This is a genomic window from Methylobacterium sp. 13MFTsu3.1M2 (assembly GCF_900112625.1).
Lineage (GTDB): Bacteria > Pseudomonadota > Alphaproteobacteria > Rhizobiales > Beijerinckiaceae > Methylobacterium.
In genome coordinates this window covers 219,812-239,198 of the sequence record NZ_FOMM01000003.1, presented here as the reverse complement: position 1 = coordinate 239,198, position 19,387 = coordinate 219,812, and the positions used below count along the sequence as shown (strand labels likewise).

Here is a 19,387-nt window from a genome sequence, read left to right as displayed (position 1 = left end):
CGGGACAGTGACGATCGCCGAGGCCGTGCCGAGCGAGGCGCGGTTCCCCTCTCCCGCGCGGGAGGGGGGCAAGTCGCGGCTGTCTCGACCGGAGGCACTTTTCCTCCGGACCGTCGCACTACGAAAGGGAACGGCCCTGGGGCAGACCGCACGGAGCGCCGGAGGCGCGGGACTTCAGGCCTCCGCCTCCCGGTCGAGCAGCGCGCGCTTGCGCGCGACGCCCCAGCGATAGCCCGACAGGGCACCGTCCGAGCGCACGACGCGGTGGCAGGGGATGGCCACCGCGACCGGGTTCGCCCCGCAGGCCTGCGCGACCGCGCGCGTCGCCGTCGGCAGGCCGATCGCCCGGGCGATCTCCGCGTAGGTCGCGGTGGATCCCACCGGGATCTTGCGCAGCGCCGTCCAGACCCGCTGCTGGAACGCCGTGCCGCGGATGTCGAGGGGCAGGTCGAGGCCGCTGCCCGGCGCCTCCACGAGCCCGATGACCCGCGCCATCCAGCCTTCGAAGGCCGGGTCGCCGCCCTCGATCTCCGCGGCGGGGAAGCGGTCCTGGAGATCGTGCAGGAGCGGCTCGGGCGCGTCCCCGAGGAGGATCGCGCAGACGCCCGCCTCGGTGGCGGCGACGAGGATCGCGCCGAGGCTGCAGGCGCCGATACCGAACCGGATGCGCAGGCCCGCGCCGCCCGTCCGGTAGGCGGCGGGCGCCATGCCGAGGCGCGGCGCGCCCGCCGCGTAGAACCGGCTCGCGGCGCCGTAGCCGGCCTCGTACAGCGCCTCCGTCACCGAGGCGGCCCCAGGCAGCCGCCGCGCCACGGCGGCGGCGCGGTGGGCGGCCGCGTAGGCTCTGGGGGTCACGCCGGTGGCGTCCTTGAACACCCGGTGGAAGTGGTAGGCGCTCAGGCCAGCGGCGCGGGCGAGCGCGGCGAGGGACGGAACCGTCTCCGCCGTCTCGATCAGGCGGCAGGCGCGGGCGACCGCCTCGGCCCGGCGCTCGGCGAGGGCGGGCTCGTCCGGGCGGCAGCGGCGGCACGGCCGGAAGCCGGCAGCCTCGGCCTCGGCGCAGGTCCGGTGGAAGCTGACATTCTCGGGCCGCGCCGCGCGCGCGGCGCAGCTCGGGCGGCAGTACACGCCCGTGGTGCGGACCGCGTACACGAAGGTGCCGTCGGCCCGCGGGTCGCGGGCGGCGAGGGCGGCCCAGCGCTCGGCATCGCCGGGGTCTGTCGCGGGAACGGGGCTCATGGCAGCCGTACTATGCGGCTTGGCGCGGGCCTTGAGGAGGGGCATGACGGGGCCTGCCGGGTGGTGGATGACGCGTGCGGCACTCTGCCGGTCCGCCGCCGCTCCGGCATCCCGCGCCTTGCGGCCGAATTCGACATCGGCGGCCGCCGGAAGGGCGACCCGCCTCACGAGTGCGCCATGGCTTCGAGCACGCCCGATCACATCCATGTCGGCCAGGACGGCTGGCTGTTCCTGAAGACGGGCACGAACGACGTGCTCGGCCAGTACGAGCGGCCGGAGGAGACGACCGAGCTGATCTGGCAGTGGCGCAGCCTCGTGACGACGCGGGAGCGGCGCCTGCGCGCCCAGGGGATCCTGTACCGCCACGTCGTCGCCCCGGAGAAGCTGATGATCTACGATCACCGGCTCGACGGGCTCACCATCCGGCCGGGCGCGTCGCCGGCCTACCGCCTCCTCCACAGCGAGCCCCCGGCGGGCCGCTTCCCGGGTCCGGTCGGGCTGTACGCGGCCTGGCGCCGGCGGAAGCGCTGGCGGCAGACCTGCATCGATCTGGTGACGCCGATGCGGGCGCAGCGCGACGCGGCCGACCTCTACTGCCGGACCGACACCCACTGGTCCGCCGACGGCTGCTATCTCGCCTACGCGGAGATCTGCCGGGCGCTGGGCGCCGAGCCGCGGCAGGACCTGCGAGAGCGGCCGTCCTTCGAGACCGACCACGACGGCGATCTGGGGAGCGCCTTCGATCCACCCCGGCGGGCGCGCTCGCGCACCGTCCTGATGCAGCAGGACGCGGTCCGGACCTACGGCAGCCCGATCGTCGAGGCCCGGGAGAAGGCCGGCCTGCTGCACACGCTGCATGTCGGCGCGCACGTGATCTACGGGAACGCCAAGGCCACCGACCCGCGCCGGCTGGTCTTGTTCGGCGATTCCTTCTCGCACGTCATGCCGTACATGCTGACGATCATGCTGGCCGAGACGTTCCGCGAGGTGCACTTCGTCTGGAGCACCTCGCTGGACTGGCCGTATATTGAGCGCGTCCGGCCCGACATCGTGCTGACCGAGGTGGCCGAGCGCTTCATGGTGCAGCTGCCCGACGACACCTTCTCGGTGGAGCGCTACGCGCAGGACCGCTTCGGGGCCGAACTCGCGGCCGCGGGCGCCTGACGGGCGAGCCCGGAACTCCGGAGGGCGAACACGCCGCCACCCCCGAATTCGCCAGTCCGGGATTGCCGAGCGGGATCCGGAGCGCAAGCGCGCCCGGCATGGCTGCGACCGGGACAGTCCGTTCCCGGCTCGCCGGCCGTGCCCCTCACGCCTGCAGCTTGGCCACCAGCGCGTCCGACAGGGCGAAGTTCACGTAGACGTTCTGGACGTCGTCTTGATCCTCGATCACCTCGACGAGGCGGATGAGCTTCTCGCCGGTCTCGTCGTCGACATTGATGGTGTTCTGCGCCTTCCAGATCAGGCCCGTGCGCGCGGGCTCGCCGAAGCGCGCCTCGAGGGCCTTGGTGACCTCGCCGTAGGAATCCTGGGCGCAGATGACCTCGTGTCCGTCCTCGCCGGAGCTGACGTCGTCGGCGCCGGCCTCGATCGCCGCCTCCAGCATCGTGTCGGCGTCGGCCACGGAGGCCGGGTAGGCGATCACGCCGACGCGGTCGAACATGAAGGCGACGGCCCCGGTCTCGGCGAGGCTGCCGCCGGACTTGGTGAAGGCCGAGCGCACGTCCGAGGCGGTGCGGTTGCGGTTGTCGGTCTGTGCCTCGACGATCAGCGCGGCGCCGCCGGGCCCGTAGCCCTCGTAGCGGATGTCCTCGTAGTTCTCGCCGTCGGCGCCGGCGGCCTTCTTGATGGCGCGCTCGATATTGTCCTTGGGCATGTTCTCGGCGCGGGCCGCCAGGATCGCGGCGCGCAGGCGCGGGTTCATCGCCGGGTCGGGCGTGCCGAGCTTGGCCGCCACCGTGATCTCGCGGGCGAGCTTGCCGAACACCTTCGAGCGGACCGCGTCCACCCGGCCCTTCCGGTGCATGATGTTCTTGAACTGCGAATGGCCTGCCATGACGGTTCGGACTTTTGTTCGTTGGCGCGGGCGGGCGTGCGGGACCCCGCCGTCGCGGCTGTGAGGTCGCGCCGTATATAGGCCGCCGCCTTCGGACGAAGCAACGCGGCCGCTGCCGGTCGGCGCGACACGGGCCGACACGGCCCCGCGGGCTTCGCAATCCCGTGACCGCGGAAAAAGTCGCCGTCTCGGGCGTTGGCGCTGGACTTCACGCGCAGCTGGGAACCCGATGTCGAGCCGGAACGGACGCAGCACGGTCATGGTCACGGGCGCGAGCGCCGGCGTCGGCCGGGCTGTCGCCCACGAATTCGCCCGGCACGGCTGGAACGTGGGGCTGATCGCGCGCGGCCCGGCGGGGCTGAGGGGCACGATCCGCGATGTCGAGCGGGCCGGCGGCCGGGCCCTGGCCTTTGCGGCCGACGTCGCCGACGCGGAGGCCGTCGCCCAGGCCGCCGACGCGCTGGCCGAGGCGTTCGGCGGCATCGACGTCTGGGTCAACAACGCGATGGTGACGGTCTACGCGCCCGTTCAGGAGACGAGCCCGGACGAGTTCCACCGCGCCACCGCGGTGACCTATCTGGGGCAGGTGCACGGCACGCTGGCGGCCCTCCGCCACATGGTCCCGCGCGACCGGGGCACGATCGTGCATGTCGGCTCGGCGCTCGCCTACCGGTCGATCCCGCTCCAGGCAAGCTACTGCGCCGCCAAGGCCGCCGTGCGGGGCTTCGTTGATTCCCTGCGCAGCGAGCTGCTCCACGACCGCAGCCGAGTCCGCCTGACGATGGTACAGCTTCCGGCCGTGAACACGCCGCAATTCGACTGGGCGCGCTCGCGGCTACCGCGCAAGCTCGAGCCGGTGCCGCCGATCTACCAGCCGGAGGCCATCGCCCGGCACGTCTTCCGGGCGGCGCACGACGCGCCCCGGGAAATGTGGATCGGGGCCTCGGCCTGGAAGGCGATCATCGGAAACATGCTGATCCCGGGCTGGATCGACGGCTACCTCGCCCGGCACGGCTATCGCGGGGAGATGACCGGCGTGCAGGCGCAGAAGAACCGACCCGACAACCTCTACGACCCGGTGGACACCGATCCCGGCGCCCACGGCCGCTTCGACTCCCGCGCGACCAGCGACGTCGCGGCGGCCGACCCGCGCTGGCTCAAGTTCGGGATCGCGGCCGCGCTCGGCCTCGTGGCCGGGACGATGCTGTTCGCCACCGAGGCGCACGGGCGGGCGGACGCCCGCGCCGATCGCCGGCCGGGCCGACGCTAGGCCACGGGCCAACGCGGGTTTCAAGGAGGATCCGATGCCGGGCACGAACCGTCGCGATCTGGTGCGGGCCGCGCTCGCGGGAGGGGCCGTCCTGGGTCTCGGCGGCCGCGCCCGCGCCACCGCACCCTTCGGCGGAGCGCAGGCGCCGGGCTTCTACCGGACGCGTGTCGGCAGCTGCGAGGTCACGATCCTCAACGACGGGGCGCGCAGCTTCCCGATGCCGGACCGCTTCGTGCGCAACGTTCCCCGGGACGAGGCGCTCGGCGCCGCGCGGGCGGCCTACATGCCCCCCGGCCAGGTGACGGTGCCGTTCAACCCGACGCTGATCAACACGGGCGCGAAGCTCGTCCTGATCGATACCGGCAACGGCCCGGTGCCGGGCGCGCCCGTCGGCCGCCTCGCGGCGAACCTCGCGGCGGCCGGGATCAGGCCCGAGGACATCGACCTCGTCCTGCTCTCGCACCTCCATCCCGACCACACGAACGGCCTCAAGCGGGCGGACGGCTCCCTCGCCTTCCCGAACGCCGAGATCCGGGCCGCCGCACCCGACTGGGCGTTCTGGATGAGCGACGCCAACATGGCCCGCGCCGCCGACCCGGTGACGCAGGGCTACTTCGCCAACACCCGCCGGGTGCTCGGCGACCTGAAGGACCGGATCGGCAGCTTCGCGTGGGACGAGGAGATCGTGCCCGGGATCACCGCCCTCGCCGCCCCCGGCCACACGCCGGGCCACACGGCCTTCGCGGTCGCCTCGGGTGCGGACCGTCTGCTGATCCAGTCCGACGTGACCAACATCCCGGCCTTCTTCCTGCAGCACCCGGACTGGCACGTGATGTACGATCACGACGCCGATCAGGCCCAGGCGACGCGCCACCGCTTCTACGACACGGCCGCGTCCGAGAGGGCCCTCGTGGTCGGCTACCACTTCCCCTTCCCGTCGCTCGGCCACGTGGAACGGGACGGACCGGGCTACCGGCTCGTGCCCATCGCCTGGGCTGGCACGCTCTGACCGTCCTGGGATTCGTGCCACCGGATCAGGGAGGCCAGATCCACGACCCCGCCCGGCCATTCGACGCCCGCGAGGTGCCGGTGCGGCCGGTCCGGCTCGCCGAGATCCGAGACGGCCGAGAAGGCGCCGTCGAGCTGGTGGCTCTCGGTGTAGCGGCTCCGGGTCGCCAGGACCGGCAGCCCGGCGGCCCGGGCCGAGCTGATGCCGGCGGCCGAATCCTCGAAGGCCACCGCCTCGGAGGCCGGGATCTCCAGGCCGGCGAGCGCCAGCAGGAACACGTCGGGGGCGGGCTTCTTGCGGCTCGCCTCGTCGCCGGCCGCGATCACGTCGAAGGGCGCTGCGTCCGGCGGGAAATTGGCGGCGAGGAGCCGGTCGACGTTCGGGCGGCTCGTCGTGGTGGCCACCGCGAGCCGGATTCCCGCGGCCCGGGCCTCGGCGATCAGCCGGGCGATCCCGGGGCGTAGCGGCAGGCCGTTCCGTGCGACGAGGTCGCCGTAGGCGCGCGTCTTGATAGCGTGGATCTCCGGCGCGCGGGCGTGGAGCGCGGCGGCTTCCGCCGGGTGCTCGGTGTCGATGTAGTGGGCGAGCCGCTCCTTGCCGCCCATGACGGCGAGCAGGTCGGCGTAGAGCGCCTCGTCCCACCGCCAGGGCAGGCCGAGCTCCGCGAAGGCGCGGTTGAACGCCTGCCGGTGCAGGTCCTCGGTCTCGGCGAGGGTCCCGTCGACGTCGAAGATCAGCGCCCTCAGCACGACAGGTCGCGACCGGAGGCGCCCTCCGCGCCCTCGCGGATCGCCGCGATGCGCTCGGCGTAGGCGCCCGGGCCGCCGCTGAACACCGCGTTGCCGGCCACGAACGTGTCGGCGCCGGCGCGGCTCGCGACCTTGACCGTCTCGGGGTCGATCCCGCCGTCGACTTGGATGCGGATGTCCCGGCCCGCCACCATGGCGCGCACCCGCGCCACCGATTCCATGGCGCCCTTGATGAAGCTCTGGCCGCCGAAGCCGGGATTGACGGTCATCACCAGCACGAGATCCACGAGGTCGAGCACCGGCTCGACCATGGCGGCCGGCGTGCCCGGGTTGATCGCCACGCCGGCGCGCTTGCCGAGGTCGCGGATGGTCTGGAGCGAGCGGTGGATGTGCGGCCCGGCCTCGGCGTGGACCGTGATGCCGTCGGCCCCCGCCTGCGCGAAGGCCGCGAGGTACGGATCGGCCGGCGCGATCATCAGGTGCACGTCGAAGTACTTCTGCGTGTGCGGCCGGAGCGCTTTCACCACCGGCGGCCCGAAGGTGATGTTGGGCACGAAATGCCCGTCCATCACGTCGAGATGGATCCAGTCGGCCCCGGCCGCGTCCACGGCGCGGGTCTCCTCGGCCAGCTTCGAGAAGTCGGCGGACAGGATCGACGGGGCGATGACGGGTGCGAGCATGGGAGGCTTTCGGGGTCGGCTCAGGCCAGCCGGCGGCGGCGCTCGACGAGCTGCATGATCATCGGCGTCAGGATCAGCTGCATCGCCAGGTCGAGCTTGCCGCCGGGGATCACGATGGAGTTGGCCCGGCTCATGAAACTGTCGTGAATCATGGAGACGAGATACGAGAAGTCGATCCCCTTCGGGTCCTTGAAGCGGATCACGACCATCGATTCGTCGGCGGTGGGAATCCAGCGGGCGATGAACGGGTTCGACGTGTCGACCGTCGGCACCCGCTGGAAGTTGATGTCGGTGAACGAGAATTGCGGGCAGATGGTCTGCACGTAGTCGGGCATGCGCCGCAGGATCACGTCGGTCACCGCCTCGGTGGAGTAGCCGCGGAACGAGCGGTCCCGGTGCAGCTTCTGGATCCATTCGAGGTTGATCACCGGCACGACGCCGATCTTCAGGTCGGCGTAGCGGGCGATGTCGACGTCCGGGTCGGCCACGCAGCCGTGCAGGCCCTCGTAGAACAGGAGGTCGGAATCGGGCGGGAACGTCTCCCAGTCCGAGAAGCTGCCCTCCGGGATGCCGTAGGCCTGCGCGTCGTGCTGGTCGTGGGCGTAGTGACGGGTCCGGCCGGTGCCGGACTCGGCGTAGCTGCGGAACACCGCCTCCAGCTCGGGCAGGAGGTTGGCCCGCGGCGCGAAGTGGGACAGCGTCGGCTCGTTCGCCATCATCGCCCGCATCGTGTCGCGGTCGAAGGCGTGGAAGCCGTCACCCTCGATGAAGACCGCCCGCACGTCCTCGCGGCGGAAGATCTGCTCGAAGGTGTTGCGCACCGAGGTGGTCCCGGCCCCGGAGGAGCCGGTCACCGAGATGATGGGGTGCCGCGCCGACATCGTTTCGTACTTCGGGCTCCGAGCTACGAGCGCATCAGGCCCCGCTGGCCGAACAGCGGCGAGCGGCCGGCATCGGGCTTGCCGCCCGCGTAGTAGGTCGCCACGCAGGACACCTCCTCGGTCGAGCCGCAGACCAGCGGCGCCCGCTCGTGGATGCCGGTGGCCACGAGGTCGAGGATCCGCGTCTGACCGTCGGTGGCCGCGCCGCCGGCCTGCTCGACCAGCATGGCCACGGGGGCGACCTCGTAGAGCAGCCGCAGGCGGCCGCGGGCGTAGTTCTTCCGGGCGTCGCCCGGGTAGAGGAACACGCCGCCGCGGGTCAGCACGCGCTGGATGTCGGCCACCAGCGAGGCGAGCCAGCGCATGTTGTAGTCCTTGTCGCGCGGCCCCTCGGTGCCGCGCTGGCAATCCTCGATATAGGCCTTCACCGGCGCGTCCCAGTGTCGGGCGTTGGAGGCGTTGATGGCGAATTCCTTGGTGGAGGCCGGCACCGACATCGCCGGGCTCGTCAGCTTGAACCGGCCCTCGGCGCGGTCGAGCACGTAGGACTGGGTGCCCTCGCCCAGTGTCAGGATCAGCGCCGTGGCCGGGCCGTAGGTGACGAAGCCCGCGGCGATCTGCGTCGAGCCGGGGGTGGTGAACGAGGCCAGCGAGTTCGCCGGATCCTTGATCGACGGCCGGATGCCGAAGATCATGCCGACGGCCATGTTCACGCCGATGTTGGAGGAGCCGTCGAGGGGGTCGATGGCGACGGCGAGCGGGGCGTCCGGGTTCAGACGCATCACCTCCTCGGCCTCCTCGGAGGCGACCTCGGCGACCGGAGCGCCCCGCAGCGCCGCGGTCACGCTCTCGTGAGCGATGACGTCGAGGGCCTTCTGAACGTCGCCGTCGCTGTTGTGATCGCCGGCCGCCGCGAGGTCGCCGCTGAGCGCGCCGCGCCCGATCCGCTCGCTGATCTCCACCGCCGACCGCGCCACGGCCGCGATCACCGCGGCGGAGTCCTTCAGCGCCGGATTGGCGTCCACGGCCTGCGCCAGGCAGGTCTCGAGGGGCGTCCCGATCGCCGCTGAAATTGCCATCGGCCTACTCCTCCTGCTCGGATCCCGTCCGCGAAGATCGCGCGTTCCGCGCCGGCTCTGTAGCGGCCGCTTGGCTGCCAAGATAGCGGTCTCTGTCTCCGGATCGACAGGAACCCGCGGCGGGGCCTTCAAGATTTCTGTGCGATCTTGTGCCATAGGACGAAAAAAACGAGATGTCCGCCATGCGCAACCTCTCCCTCAAGCAGCTTCAGGCGGTCGCTGCCGTGGCCCGCCTCGGCACCATGACCCGGGCTGCGCAGGAGCTGAACGTCACCTCGGCCGCCCTCTACGCGCGCATCCGCCAGCTGGAAGAGGAGGCCGGGCTGCTGCTGTTCGACCGGACGCCGGGCGGCCTCAAGCCGACGGATGCCGGCCGCGAGATGCTCTGGGCGATCGACAGCATCAACACGGTGCTGGAGACCTGCACGGACCGCCTGCGCACCCTGCGCGGCGCGGAGGGCGGCCGCGTGGCGCTCGGGGTCGTCTCCACCGCCAAGTACTTCGCCCCGCAGGTGATCGCGGGCTTCGTCAAGAAGCATCCCGGCGTCGAGATCAGCCTGTCGGTGCGCAACCGCGGCCAGACCGTGGAGGCGCTGCGCGGCTACGAGATCGACTTCGCCCTGATGGGCCGCCCGCCCCGGGACTTCCCGATCGAGGCCGCCACCTTCGGGCCGCACCCGATCGTGCTGATCGCGCCGCCCGGCCACCCGCTGGCGGGCCGGACCGACCTGAACCGCGAGGACCTCGCGGACCAGCCGTTCTTCCTCCGAGAAGAGGGCTCGGGCACCCGCATGGTCTTCGAGGAGTTCATGAGCGGCGTCCTGGTCAAGCGGGCGCCGCTGGACATCGACACCGGGTCGAACGAGACCATCAAGCAGGCGGTGATGGCCGGGCTCGGGATCGCGCTGCTCTCGGTGCACTCCGTGGCGGCCGAGCTGGAGAGCGGGCGCCTCGTCCTCCTCAACGTCAGGGGCCTGCCGATCCGGCGCGACTGGTACGCGGTCCGGCGCGCCGACAAGGTGCTGGGCCCGGCCGCCTCCGCGGTCTGGTCCTACCTGATGTCGGAGGGCGCGCGCTGCCTGCCGGGCGTCGCCCAGAGCGGTCTGGTGCTGGCGGGAGCCAAGGCGTGAGCGCCGCTGCCGGCGTCGTCGTGGCCGGGGCCGGGCAGGCCGGCTTCCAGCTCGCCGCGTCCCTGCGGGAGGGCGGGTTCCGCGACCCGATCACCCTGGTGGGCGACGAGACCGCCCTGCCCTACCAGCGGCCGCCCCTCTCGAAGGCCTACCTCGCCGGCAAGACCGACCGGGAGGGCCTGTTCCTGCGCCCGCCCGGCTTCTTCGCCGAGCACGCCATCGCGCACCGCCCGGGGCTCCGCGCCGTCGCGGTCGACCGGGACGCGCGCCGCCTGCAGCTCTCGGACGGCACCGACCTCCCCTACGACCACCTCGTGCTCGCCACCGGCGCGCGCAACCGTCCCCTGCCGGTCCCGGGCGCCGAACTCGCGGGCGTGCGCCAGCTGCGCGGCCTCGCGGATGCCGACGCCCTGAAGGCGGCGGTCGCCGAGGCCCGGGCGATCGTGGTCATCGGGGCCGGCTTCATCGGGCTCGAATTCGCCGCCGTCGCGGCCGCGCGCGGCCTGCCGGTGACGGTGATCGAGGCGGCCGAGCGGCCCATGGCCCGGGCGGTCTCGTCCGAGATGGGCGAATTCTTCCGCCGCGCCCACGCCGCGATGGGCGTGCGCTTCGCCTTCGGGGCCGGCGTGACGGCGATCGTCGGGCGGGACGGCCGCGCCACCGGCGTCGCCCTGGCGGACGGCAGCGAACGCGCGGCCGACCTGGTCCTCGTCGGGATCGGCGTCCTGCCGAACCGGGAACTCGCCGCGGAGGCCGGCCTGCCGGCCGAGGACGGCGTGCGGGTCGACGCGTTCCTGGCGACGCCCGACCCGGCCATCTCGGCGATCGGCGACTGCGCCCGCTTCCCGATCCCCTTCGCCCACGGGCTGACGCCGGACGGGACGGTGCGGATCGAGTCCGTGCAGAACGCCATCGACCAGGGCCGCTGCCTCGCGGCGCGCCTCACCGGCAAGCCCGCCGCCTACGGCGCGCTGCCGTGGTTCTGGAGCGACCAGGGTCCGCACAAGCTGCAGATCGCGGGCCTGTCGGGACCCCGCGATGCCGGCGTCGTCCGCGGGACCGGCGACGCGTTCTCGGTCTTCCGCTTCCGCGACGGGCGCCTGAGCGCGGTGGAATCCGTCGACCGCGCGGGCGACCACATGATCGCGCGGCGCCTGCTCGCGGCCGGGACGCCGCTGACGCCCGACCAGGCGGCCGATCCGGACTTCGACCTGAAGGGGCTGGCGATGGGGCGGGTCTGAGAGCTGCTCCGCGTCATCGCGAGCGTAGCGAAGCGACCCAGAGCAGCGCGACATCGGGAGGCGTGGCGCGACACTGGATTGCTTCGCTGCGCTCGCAAGGACGACCTCGCGCGGTTCAGACTAACTGTCGGAAAACCATGGGCCGGCTGGACGCCGCTTTGAATCTTCCGAGCACCATGCCCTTTCCCGGGCGCATGGAGCACCAGCGGAATGCGACCCGGGATCCAGCGCGAAACGTCGCGAAGCGTCGATATGCGGTGCCGCTTTCGCGGCGCTTCGTGTGCTGGTTCCCGGATCGCCTTCCACTGCGTTGCGGGCGTCCGGGAAAAGGCGCGCTCAGCCGGTAAACGGGACTGGTCCCGGCTTCTGCCGCAGGGCGATGGCGGTGGCGATCCCGAGCGCCAGGATGGTGACGGCGCATCCGAGCAGCGCCCCGAGCTGGCCGAACCGGAGCAGCGCCTGCCCGATCACCGCGACGCCGAGCGCTTGGCCGCAGAAGAACGAGAAGGCGTGGAGCGCCACCGCGGAGGCGCGGGCCTTGGGCGCGACCTCGGTGACCTGCGTCTGGTAGGTGTTGTGCAGCATGTAGAAGCCGAGGCCCATGGCGGTGAGCGCGGCGCAGTCGACCTGCCAGGAGCCCGCGAGCCCGACCACGGTGAGCGACGCGCCGCAGATCAGGCCGCCGCCGATCAGCATCCGCGGCAGGCCGAGCAGTCGCACCAGCAGCCCGACCAGGGCCGAGTAGAGCAGGCCGCCGACCGCGAACCCCGCCAGCACCAGCCCGGCCTCGCGCGGGCCGCCCTCGCCCCGCGCCTCGATCAGCGGGGCGAGGTGCGGGAAGACGCCGAAGATTGCGATCGCCTCGATGAACACCGCCGAGAACAGCACCCGCGCCCGGGGATTGCCCAGGATCGTGCGGTAGCGCGTCACCGCCTCGCCGAAGGCGGGGCGGCGGGCCGGGGCCCGGCCGGCCCGGTCGAAGCCGAGGACGGTCGCCGCGCAGGCCAGGGCCGCCACCGCGGCGGTGACCGCGAAGACGCCGCGCCAGCCGATCGCCGCCTCGATCAGGCCCGCGAAGGTCGAGCCCGAGAGCTGGCCGAGGATCACCGCCACGAGGAAGCGCCCGATCGCCACCTGGCGACCCTCCATCGGCACGCGGTCGCCCAGGAGGGCCAGCGAGAGCGGGATGCAGCCGCCCGCGGCAGCCCCCGCGAGCATGCGGAGGCCGAACAGGCTGCCGATGTCAGGCGCGACGCTGCACAGGGTCAGCGCGACGGCGAGCACCGCGAGGCAGGTGCTCATCACCCGCTCTTTGCCGAGCGCGTCGCCGATCGGGCCGAGCACCGGCTGGATGAACGCGTAGGGCAGCGCGAAGGCGGTGGAGAGGAGCGCCACCGTGTGGGCGTCGCTCGCGAGATCCCGGGCGAGCACGCCGACGAGGGGCTCGACCGAGCGGAGCGCGAAGGTGCTGCCGAACCCCGCGCAGGCCAGCACGACGATCAGGCGCGGGATCGACGTGGCCGGCGCCGCGGCGACGGCCGCGCTGGACGGGAGAGCCGGCTCTGTGCTGTCGGTCATGGCACGCTTCGCGAGGCGGGCGGGATCAGACCCGCGGCATCGCATCTCCCTCGCCGGAGCGGAACCCCGCCGCGCGACAGATCAGTGCGCGTAGAACGCGGGATCCGGATTGTCGGTCGGGTGCGCGAAGGCCCAGCGCAGGGCCGACGACAGCGGCACGCTGTAGTTGAGGCCGCGCGGCGGCACGGGCTTCAGGAACCAGCGGTCGTAGAGCACCGTGATCTCGGGGCTCCGGTAGAGATCAGCCGTCGCCCGGTCGACCACCGCCTTGAAGGCCGGGTCGTCCTTGCGCAGCATGATCCCGTAGGGCTCGGGGTTGGACAGGGTCTCGTCGCTGACTGCGTAGGCGGCGGGCTCCTTGGACTGAGCCGCGACCACGCTGAGCTGCACGTCGTCCATGACGAAGGCCGCCGCCCGGCCGGTCTCGACCATGAGGAAGCCTTCCGGGACGTCCTTGGCGGCGATCACCGTGATGCCGAGCTTGCGCTCGTTGTTGGCCTTGATCAGCATCAGGATGTTGGTCGAGCCGGCGACCGACGAGACCGTCTTGCCGCGCAGGTCGTCCAAGCTGGCGATGTGCTGGTCCTTCCGGGAGACGAAGCGGGTCGCCGTCAGGAAGTGCGTGTTGGTGAAGTCCACCTGCTTCTTGCGCTCGGCGTTGTTGGTGGTCGTCCCGCACTCCAGATCGATCGTGCCGTTGGTCATCAGCGGGATGCGGGACGAGGAGTTGACGAACTCCATCCCGACCTCGAGGCCCGGCATCTTCAGTTCGCGCTTCACCGCGTCGGTGATCCTCAGGCAGATGTCGACCGCGAAGCCGACGACCTTCTGGTCCTGGTCCAGGTAGCTGAACGGGGTCGCGGTATCGCGCACGCCGAGGACCAGCCTGTTGCTGTCGTGGATCTTCTTCAGCGTGCCGGTGAGCTCGGCGGCTCGTGCGGCGCCCGCGGGGGCGCCGAGGAGGAGCGCGGCGATGAGGGGAGCGAGCAGACGCATGGGCCGACGGGTTCCGGTCGCGCGAGGGGCCGCCCGCGGGGTGCGCCGGCGGCGGGAGACCGGACCGCGCGCCGGGGCCGGCCCCCGGCGCGAGCCCCAGCAAGAGTCCGGCCGCGGTCAGGTCGACGCGGCCGCCTGGTGCGCCTCTGCGAGCTGCGCGTCCGCGGCCGCGACCTTCCGCGAGGCCGGGCGGGACCGGATGCGCTCCACGTAGGCCGCCAGCACCGGGTCGGGCGCGACGAGGCCGAAGCCCGTCGTCCAGCCGAGGGCGCCGCCCCACAGCACGTCGACGGCGCTGAAGCGCGCGCCGAGCAGGTACGGGCCGGGCGTCAGGGCCTCCTTCACCCGGGCGATGACGCTGTCGTAATCGGCGTAGGCCGACAGGGCGCGCGGGCCCGGCTCCCGCTGGAGGTGCCGGTCGATCACCGCGGGCTCGAAGCACGACCCGTAGAACACCATCCATCGCAGATAGGTGGCGCGGTCGGGCTCGGTCGGCGCCGGGGCGAGCCCCGCCTCGGGGAACAGGTCGGCGAGGTAGAGGTAGACGGCCGCCTGCTCGGTCACGAGGGCGTCGCCGTGGCGGATCGCCGGCACCTTCGCCATCGGGTTGACGGCGCGATAGGCGTCCTGGAGGTGCTCGCCGGCGCGCATGTTGAGCGCGTGCAGCCGGTACGGGACCCCGAGTTCCTCGAGCAGCACGCGGACGCCCGACGAGCGGGTATTGGGCGAATGATAGAACTCGATGTCAGGCATACTGGCCATTCCGCCCCGTCCGAGGATTGTCGATTCGTTGGCGTCCACGCTCTTACCCGCGGACCGACGGGTCAACCGCGGACCGGAGGCCACTTCTCCAGGGACCGGAATCGCGGCAGGAACGTTGGGCGATTGTGCGTTGCCGCGCGTTGGGCCTCCGACCGGCACGACGCGAGCCGGGGGTTACGAGTTCTGATGGCGAAGATTCTGCTGGTCGAGGACCACGAAGAGATCTGGGACTTCCTCTCGCGCCGCCTCAAGCGGCGCGGCTACGAGGTGATGCTCGCGCATGACGGCGAGGCCGGCGTCCGGCAGGCGCGCTCGGGCCAGCCCGACGTGATCCTCCTCGACATGAACCTGCCGGTCCTCGACGGCTGGTCGGTCGCCCGGACGCTGAAATCCGGCACCGACACCCGGGCGATCCCGATCATCGCGCTCACGGCCCACGCCATGTCGGGCGACCGCGACAAGGCCATCCAGGCCGGCTGCGACGACTATCACCCGAAGCCCGTCGATTTCTCGAAGCTGCTCAGCCAGATCAGCGCCGCCCTGGGCGAGACCGCGCAGGCGAGTTGAGCCGGCAGCGGACGCGCGACCCGCGGCCCCGAGATCTGTGGCCCCGAGACCTGATGTGAGTGGAGCGTGTCCGTGAGCGAGGATCCCGTCACTGCCCAGCGCCTGCGGCAGGGCCTGCCGATCTTCGTGGCGCTGGCGTCGCTCCTCCTCGTGGTCGCCACGATGGCGGCCCTCTACCTCGGGCGCGAGATCCTCGTGCCGGTGACGCTGGCGATCCTCCTGAGCTTCGTCCTCGTGCCGGCGGTGCGGATGCTGCGGCGGCTGCGCGTGCCCCGCGCGCCGGCGGTCCTGCTCGTCGTGGTGATCGTCTTCGGCGCCCTGTTCGGCATCGGCAGCCTGATCGCCAGCGAGGCGTCCCAGCTCGCCTCCGACCTGCCGCGCTACACGCAGGTGATGCGCACGAAGATCAAGGATCTGCGCGGGGCGACGGCCGGGACCGGCACGCTCTCGCGGATCGTCGACATGGTGCAGGATCTCAGCGCCACCCTGCAGCCGCCGCCGGCCGCGGAGGTCCGCGGCGAGCCGGGAACGCGCACGCACCCGCTCACGGTCGAGCTCACCCCCGCCCGCGCGAGCGTCGTCGACACGCTTCAGACCTTCGCGGGCCCGATCCTGCACCCGCTGGCGACGACCGGCCTGATCCTGATCTTCACGATCTTCATCCTGCTCCAGCGCGAGGACCTGCGGAACCGGGCGATCCGGCTCGCCGGCGGCTCGGGCGATCTGCGGCGCACGACGGCGGCGATCGACGACGCCACGAGCCGGCTGAGCCGGTTCTTCCTGGCCCAGCTCGCCCTCAACATCGCCTTCGGGCTGGTGATCGGCATCGGCCTCTGGCTGATCGGCGTGCCGAGCCCGACCCTGTTCGGCGTCCTCGCCGCGATCCTGCGGTTCGTGCCCTATATCGGCGCGGCGATCAGCGCCCTGCTGCCGCTGATCCTCGCGGCCGCCGTCGATCCCGGCTGGAGCATGGTGATCGCCACCGCGGCGCTGTTCCTCGTGGTCGAGCCGATCTGCGGCCACGTCATCGAGCCGCTGCTCTACGGGCACTCCACCGGCCTCTCGCCGGTCGCCGTCATCCTGGCCGCGACGATCTGGACGTTCCTGTGGGGCCCGATCGGCCTCGTGCTGGCCACGCCCCTCACCGTCTGCCTCGTGGTGCTCGGCCGGCACGTGGAGCGGCTCTGGTACCTCGACGTGCTGCTCGGCGATCAGCCCGCCCTGTCGCCGCCCGAGATCTTCTACCAGCGCATGCTGGCCGGCGACCCGGTCGAGGCGATCGACCAGGGCTGGCAGTTCCTGAAGGAGCGCGCCCTCGTCACCTACTACGACGAGGTCGCCCTCGCGGGCCTCCTGCTGGCGCAGGAGGACCTGTCCCGCGGCACCCTGGATCGGGAACGGCAGGCGGAGGTCGGTGCCGCGATCGGGACGGTGGTGGACCGCCTCGGCACGGCGCCGGTCGGGCGCCGCGCCCGGCGGGGATCCGGCCGCGGCCCCGACACCGAGACCGCGGCGGCGCTCGCCGCCGTCGGGCCCGACCGGCAGGTGGCCGGCATCGTCCTCGAGCGCGAGGACCTCGCGCCCAACTGGCGCGGCGAGACGCCGGTCCTGTGCGTGTCGAGCCGCGGCCCGTTCGACGAGGCGGCGACGCTGATGCTGAGCCAGATCCTCGCGCGCCACGGGCTGGCCTCGCAGATCCTGTCCATGGCGGCGATCCGCGCCGGCGAGCGGCCGCAGAACCCGGACGGCCTCGCGCTGATCTGCTTCTCCTACCTCGAGCCGGTCAGCCTGTCGCAGATCCGGTTCACCGTCCGGCAGGCCCGGGCCGCGGTGCCGGGTGTCCGCATCCTGGTCGGCTTCTGGCGCGAGCGCGATCCCGCGACCCTGGAGCGGCTGCGCCGGGCGACCTCGGCGGACTTCCTGGTGACGTCGCTGAACGAGGCGCTGTCGGCCGTGCTGGGCGCCTGCCGCGAGGCCGCGCCGCCCCGGCTCGTCCCGGCCCCCGTGGGCGCGCCTTCCGAGGCGGCGCGGCCGGCCGCGGCATGAGCCCTTCGCGCGACACCGCCGCTGGGGATACAAGGTCGACTTCGGCCGTCCGGCCGCTAGTCTCGCGCACGCCTCGCGTGATCGACCGGGCGCAGAGGTCTTTCCCGGCCAGGAAGGTGACGACCGCCTCGCATGTCTGAGACGCCAGAAACACCGCCCTCCGGGCCGAGTCCCCCGATCCGGGACGGCGCCCCGAGCGACATCACCGATCGCAAGAGCGACATCTTCTTCGCGGCCGTCGAGACGACGCGGATGCCGATGATCGTCACCGATCCGCGCCAGCCCGACAACCCGATCATCTTCGCCAACCGGGCGTTCCTGGCGATGACCGGCTACACGCCGGAAGAGCTGATCGGGCGCAACTGCCGCTTCCTCCAGGGTCCCGACACCGACCGCGAGAGCGTCGCGCAGGTCCGCGCGGCGATCGCCGAGAAGCGCGAGTTCGCCACCGAGATCCTGAACTACCGCAAGAACGGCTCGACCTTCTGGAACGCCCTGTTCGTCTCGCCGGTCTACAATGCCGACGGCGAGCTCGTGTACTACTTCGGCTCGCAGCTCGACGTCTCGCGCCGCCGCGACGCCGAGGAGGCGCTGGGCCAGGCCCAGAAGATGGAGGCGCTCGGCCAGCTCACCGGCGGCATCGCGCACGATTTCAACAACCTGCTGCAGGTGATCGTCGGCTACGTCGACATCCTGGCGGCCGGCCTGGAGAAGCCCGACGCCGACCGCGCGCGGCTCGGCCGCGCCACCGAGAACATCCGGCAGGCGGCCGAGCGCGCCACGACGCTGACGCAGCAATTGCTGGCCTTCGCCCGCAAGCAGCGGCTGGACGGCCGCGCGGTCAATCTCAACACCCTGATCGAGGGGATGGGCGAGATGGTCGCCCGCTCGGTGGGCGAGGCCGTGAAGGTCGAACTCGACCTCGCGCCCGATCTCTGGAACTGCCGCGTCGACCCGACCCAGGCCGAGGTCGCGATCCTGAACGTGCTGATCAACGCCCGCGACGCGATGCCGGAGGGCGGCACCGTCCGGATCTCCACCGAGAACAGCGAGATCGCCGCGCGCGGCCGGGAGATCGGGCCGCTGCGCGACGGCCGCTACGTCAGCATCGCCATCAAGGACAGCGGCACCGGCATCCCGCCCGCCGTGCTCGCCCGGGTGATGGACCCGTTCTTCACTACCAAGGAGGAGGGCAAGGGGACGGGTCTCGGCCTGTCGATGGTCTACGGCTTCGCCAAGCAGTCGGGCGGCGCCGCGCAGATCGAGTCGGCGGTGGGGTCCGGCACGACGGTGCGCCTGTCGTTCCCCGCGACCGACGGCGACGTCAACGCCCCCGCGAAGGTCTCGCTGCGGGCCGTGGACCGCCAGGGCACCGAGACGATCCTGATCGTCGACGACCGCGAGGACGTGGCCGAGCTCGCCCGCACGATCCTGCGGGACTTCGGCTACACGACGCTGGTCGCGAGCAATGCCCGCGAGGCGCTGGAGATCCTGGATTCGAGCGGGAAGGTCGATCTGCTCTTCACCGACCTGATCATGCCGGGAGGCATGAACGGTGTGCTCCTGGCCCGCGAGGCCCGGCGCCGCCAGCCCAAGCTCAAGGTGCTGCTCGCCACGGGCTACGCGGAGGCGAGCCTGGAGCGAACCGATATCGGCGGCTCGGAGTTTGATCTCCTGAACAAGCCCTACCGGCGCACGGAGCTGGTCCGCCGCGTGCGCGCGATCCTCGACGGTCCGACCGGGGTGGGCTGAGCTTCGGGAGACGGCCCATGTCCCAGGGCGACAAGTCGAAATACACCGACAAGCAGAAGCGCAAGGCCGAGCACATCGCCGGCTCGTACGAGTCCCGCGGCGTGCCGGAGAAGGAGGCGGAGGCCCGGGCCTGGGCCACCGTCAACAAGGACGACGGCGGCGGCAAGAAGCCGGGCGGATCGGGCCGCGGCAAGGCCACCGGCCACCCGGCCGCCCACAAGGGCGGCGCGTCCGGCGGCAAGGCCTCGGCCGGACGCACGGCCGCGGAGCGCTCCGCCTCCGCCCGGAAGGCCGCCGCGACCCGCAAGGCCAACGCCGCCGCGCGGGCCTGACCGCCCGTCGCGAGCCGGGC

Annotated in this window: 18 protein-coding genes; 9 read left to right on the top strand and 9 right to left on the bottom strand. The window is 72.3% G+C overall.

The window, feature by feature from the left end; genetic code table 11:
* Positions 1–174 precede the first annotated feature (174 nt).
* Positions 175–1,239: a bifunctional DNA-binding transcriptional regulator/O6-methylguanine-DNA methyltransferase Ada gene (ada, locus tag BM314_RS03165; RefSeq protein WP_091976863.1), complete on the bottom strand. Its 1,065-nt coding sequence runs from the start codon at positions 1,237–1,239 to the stop codon at positions 175–177.
* Positions 1,240–1,416: 177 nt separating this feature from the next.
* Here ada and BM314_RS03160 point away from each other — a divergent pair, with 177 nt between their 5' ends.
* Positions 1,417–2,403 (top strand): alginate O-acetyltransferase AlgX-related protein, encoded by a 987-nt coding sequence (locus tag BM314_RS03160; RefSeq protein ID WP_091926237.1) that lies wholly within the window; start codon positions 1,417–1,419, stop codon positions 2,401–2,403.
* Between the two features lie 145 nt (positions 2,404–2,548).
* On the opposite strand, the gene BM314_RS03155 is transcribed toward BM314_RS03160, so the two are convergent.
* Positions 2,549–3,295, bottom strand: coding sequence for a YebC/PmpR family DNA-binding transcriptional regulator (locus tag BM314_RS03155; protein WP_056526849.1), 747 nt, complete (start codon positions 3,293–3,295; stop codon positions 2,549–2,551).
* A gap of 229 nt (positions 3,296–3,524) precedes the next feature.
* Between BM314_RS03155 and BM314_RS03150 the strand changes: the two genes are divergently transcribed.
* Together BM314_RS03150 and BM314_RS03145 are read left to right on the top strand one after the other, a co-directional pair.
* Complete coding sequence (locus BM314_RS03150; RefSeq protein ID WP_091679417.1) at positions 3,525–4,565, top strand: SDR family oxidoreductase; 1,041 nt, start codon at positions 3,525–3,527, stop codon at positions 4,563–4,565.
* Between the two features lie 34 nt (positions 4,566–4,599).
* Positions 4,600–5,574 (top strand): MBL fold metallo-hydrolase, encoded by a 975-nt coding sequence (locus BM314_RS03145; protein WP_091976861.1) that lies wholly within the window; start codon positions 4,600–4,602, stop codon positions 5,572–5,574.
* Here BM314_RS03145 and BM314_RS03140 read toward each other — a convergent pair.
* From BM314_RS03140 to BM314_RS03125, 4 genes are read right to left on the bottom strand one after another with little or no spacing between them, the layout of a single operon-like run.
* The gene (locus tag BM314_RS03140) at positions 5,535–6,323 is read right to left on the bottom strand and encodes an HAD-IA family hydrolase (protein ID WP_091976860.1); all 789 of its coding nucleotides are present in this window, start codon (positions 6,321–6,323) and stop codon (positions 5,535–5,537) included. The genes BM314_RS03145 and BM314_RS03140 overlap by 40 nt on opposite strands.
* Positions 6,317–7,003, bottom strand: a complete 687-nt coding sequence (gene rpe, locus BM314_RS03135; protein ID WP_091926234.1) for a ribulose-phosphate 3-epimerase — start codon at positions 7,001–7,003, stop codon at positions 6,317–6,319. Before rpe ends, BM314_RS03140 begins: the two co-directional genes overlap by 7 nt.
* Before the next feature lie 20 nt (positions 7,004–7,023).
* Complete coding sequence (locus BM314_RS03130) at positions 7,024–7,884, bottom strand: phosphoribulokinase (protein WP_091926233.1); 861 nt, start codon at positions 7,882–7,884, stop codon at positions 7,024–7,026.
* Between the two features lie 23 nt (positions 7,885–7,907).
* Entirely contained in the window at positions 7,908–8,963 is a 1,056-nt protein-coding gene (locus tag BM314_RS03125) for a class 1 fructose-bisphosphatase (RefSeq protein ID WP_091976858.1), read from the bottom strand.
* A gap of 182 nt (positions 8,964–9,145) precedes the next feature.
* On the opposite strand from BM314_RS03125, the gene BM314_RS03120 reads away from it, so the two are divergent.
* Positions 9,146–10,093: a LysR family transcriptional regulator gene (locus BM314_RS03120; RefSeq protein ID WP_026604832.1), complete on the top strand. Its 948-nt coding sequence runs from the start codon at positions 9,146–9,148 to the stop codon at positions 10,091–10,093.
* Entirely contained in the window at positions 10,090–11,334 is a 1,245-nt protein-coding gene (locus BM314_RS03115) for an NAD(P)/FAD-dependent oxidoreductase (RefSeq protein WP_091976857.1), read from the top strand. The genes BM314_RS03120 and BM314_RS03115 overlap by 4 nt, the downstream gene beginning before the upstream one ends.
* A 336-nt stretch (positions 11,335–11,670) precedes the next feature.
* On the opposite strand, the gene BM314_RS03110 is transcribed toward BM314_RS03115, so the two are convergent.
* The 3 genes from BM314_RS03110 to BM314_RS03100 all read right to left on the bottom strand — a co-directional run bounded on the left by BM314_RS03110 (position 11,671) and on the right by BM314_RS03100 (position 14,670).
* A complete protein-coding gene (locus tag BM314_RS03110; RefSeq protein ID WP_170868027.1) occupies positions 11,671–12,912 on the bottom strand; it encodes an MFS transporter in 1,242 nt (413 codons plus the stop codon).
* Between the two features lie 81 nt (positions 12,913–12,993).
* A complete protein-coding gene (locus BM314_RS03105; RefSeq protein ID WP_091976855.1) occupies positions 12,994–13,908 on the bottom strand; it encodes an amino acid ABC transporter substrate-binding protein in 915 nt (304 codons plus the stop codon).
* Positions 13,909–14,025: 117 nt separating this feature from the next.
* The gene (locus BM314_RS03100; protein WP_043712443.1) at positions 14,026–14,670 is read right to left on the bottom strand and encodes a glutathione S-transferase family protein; all 645 of its coding nucleotides are present in this window, start codon (positions 14,668–14,670) and stop codon (positions 14,026–14,028) included.
* Between the two features lie 186 nt (positions 14,671–14,856).
* Between BM314_RS03100 and BM314_RS03095 the strand changes: the two genes are divergently transcribed.
* From BM314_RS03095 to BM314_RS03080, 4 genes are all read left to right on the top strand, one after another.
* Positions 14,857–15,237: a response regulator gene (locus tag BM314_RS03095; RefSeq protein ID WP_020092557.1), complete on the top strand. Its 381-nt coding sequence runs from the start codon at positions 14,857–14,859 to the stop codon at positions 15,235–15,237.
* 72 nt (positions 15,238–15,309) lie between these two features.
* The gene (locus BM314_RS03090; RefSeq protein ID WP_091976853.1) at positions 15,310–17,283 is read left to right on the top strand and encodes an AI-2E family transporter; all 1,974 of its coding nucleotides are present in this window, start codon (positions 15,310–15,312) and stop codon (positions 17,281–17,283) included.
* A 132-nt stretch (positions 17,284–17,415) separates the two neighbouring features.
* Entirely contained in the window at positions 17,416–19,035 is a 1,620-nt protein-coding gene (locus tag BM314_RS03085; protein WP_091976851.1) for a hybrid sensor histidine kinase/response regulator, read from the top strand.
* 17 nt (positions 19,036–19,052) lie between these two features.
* Positions 19,053–19,367, top strand: coding sequence for a plasmid stabilization protein (locus tag BM314_RS03080; RefSeq protein ID WP_091976850.1), 315 nt, complete (start codon positions 19,053–19,055; stop codon positions 19,365–19,367).
* Positions 19,368–19,387: the final 20 nt, after the last annotated feature.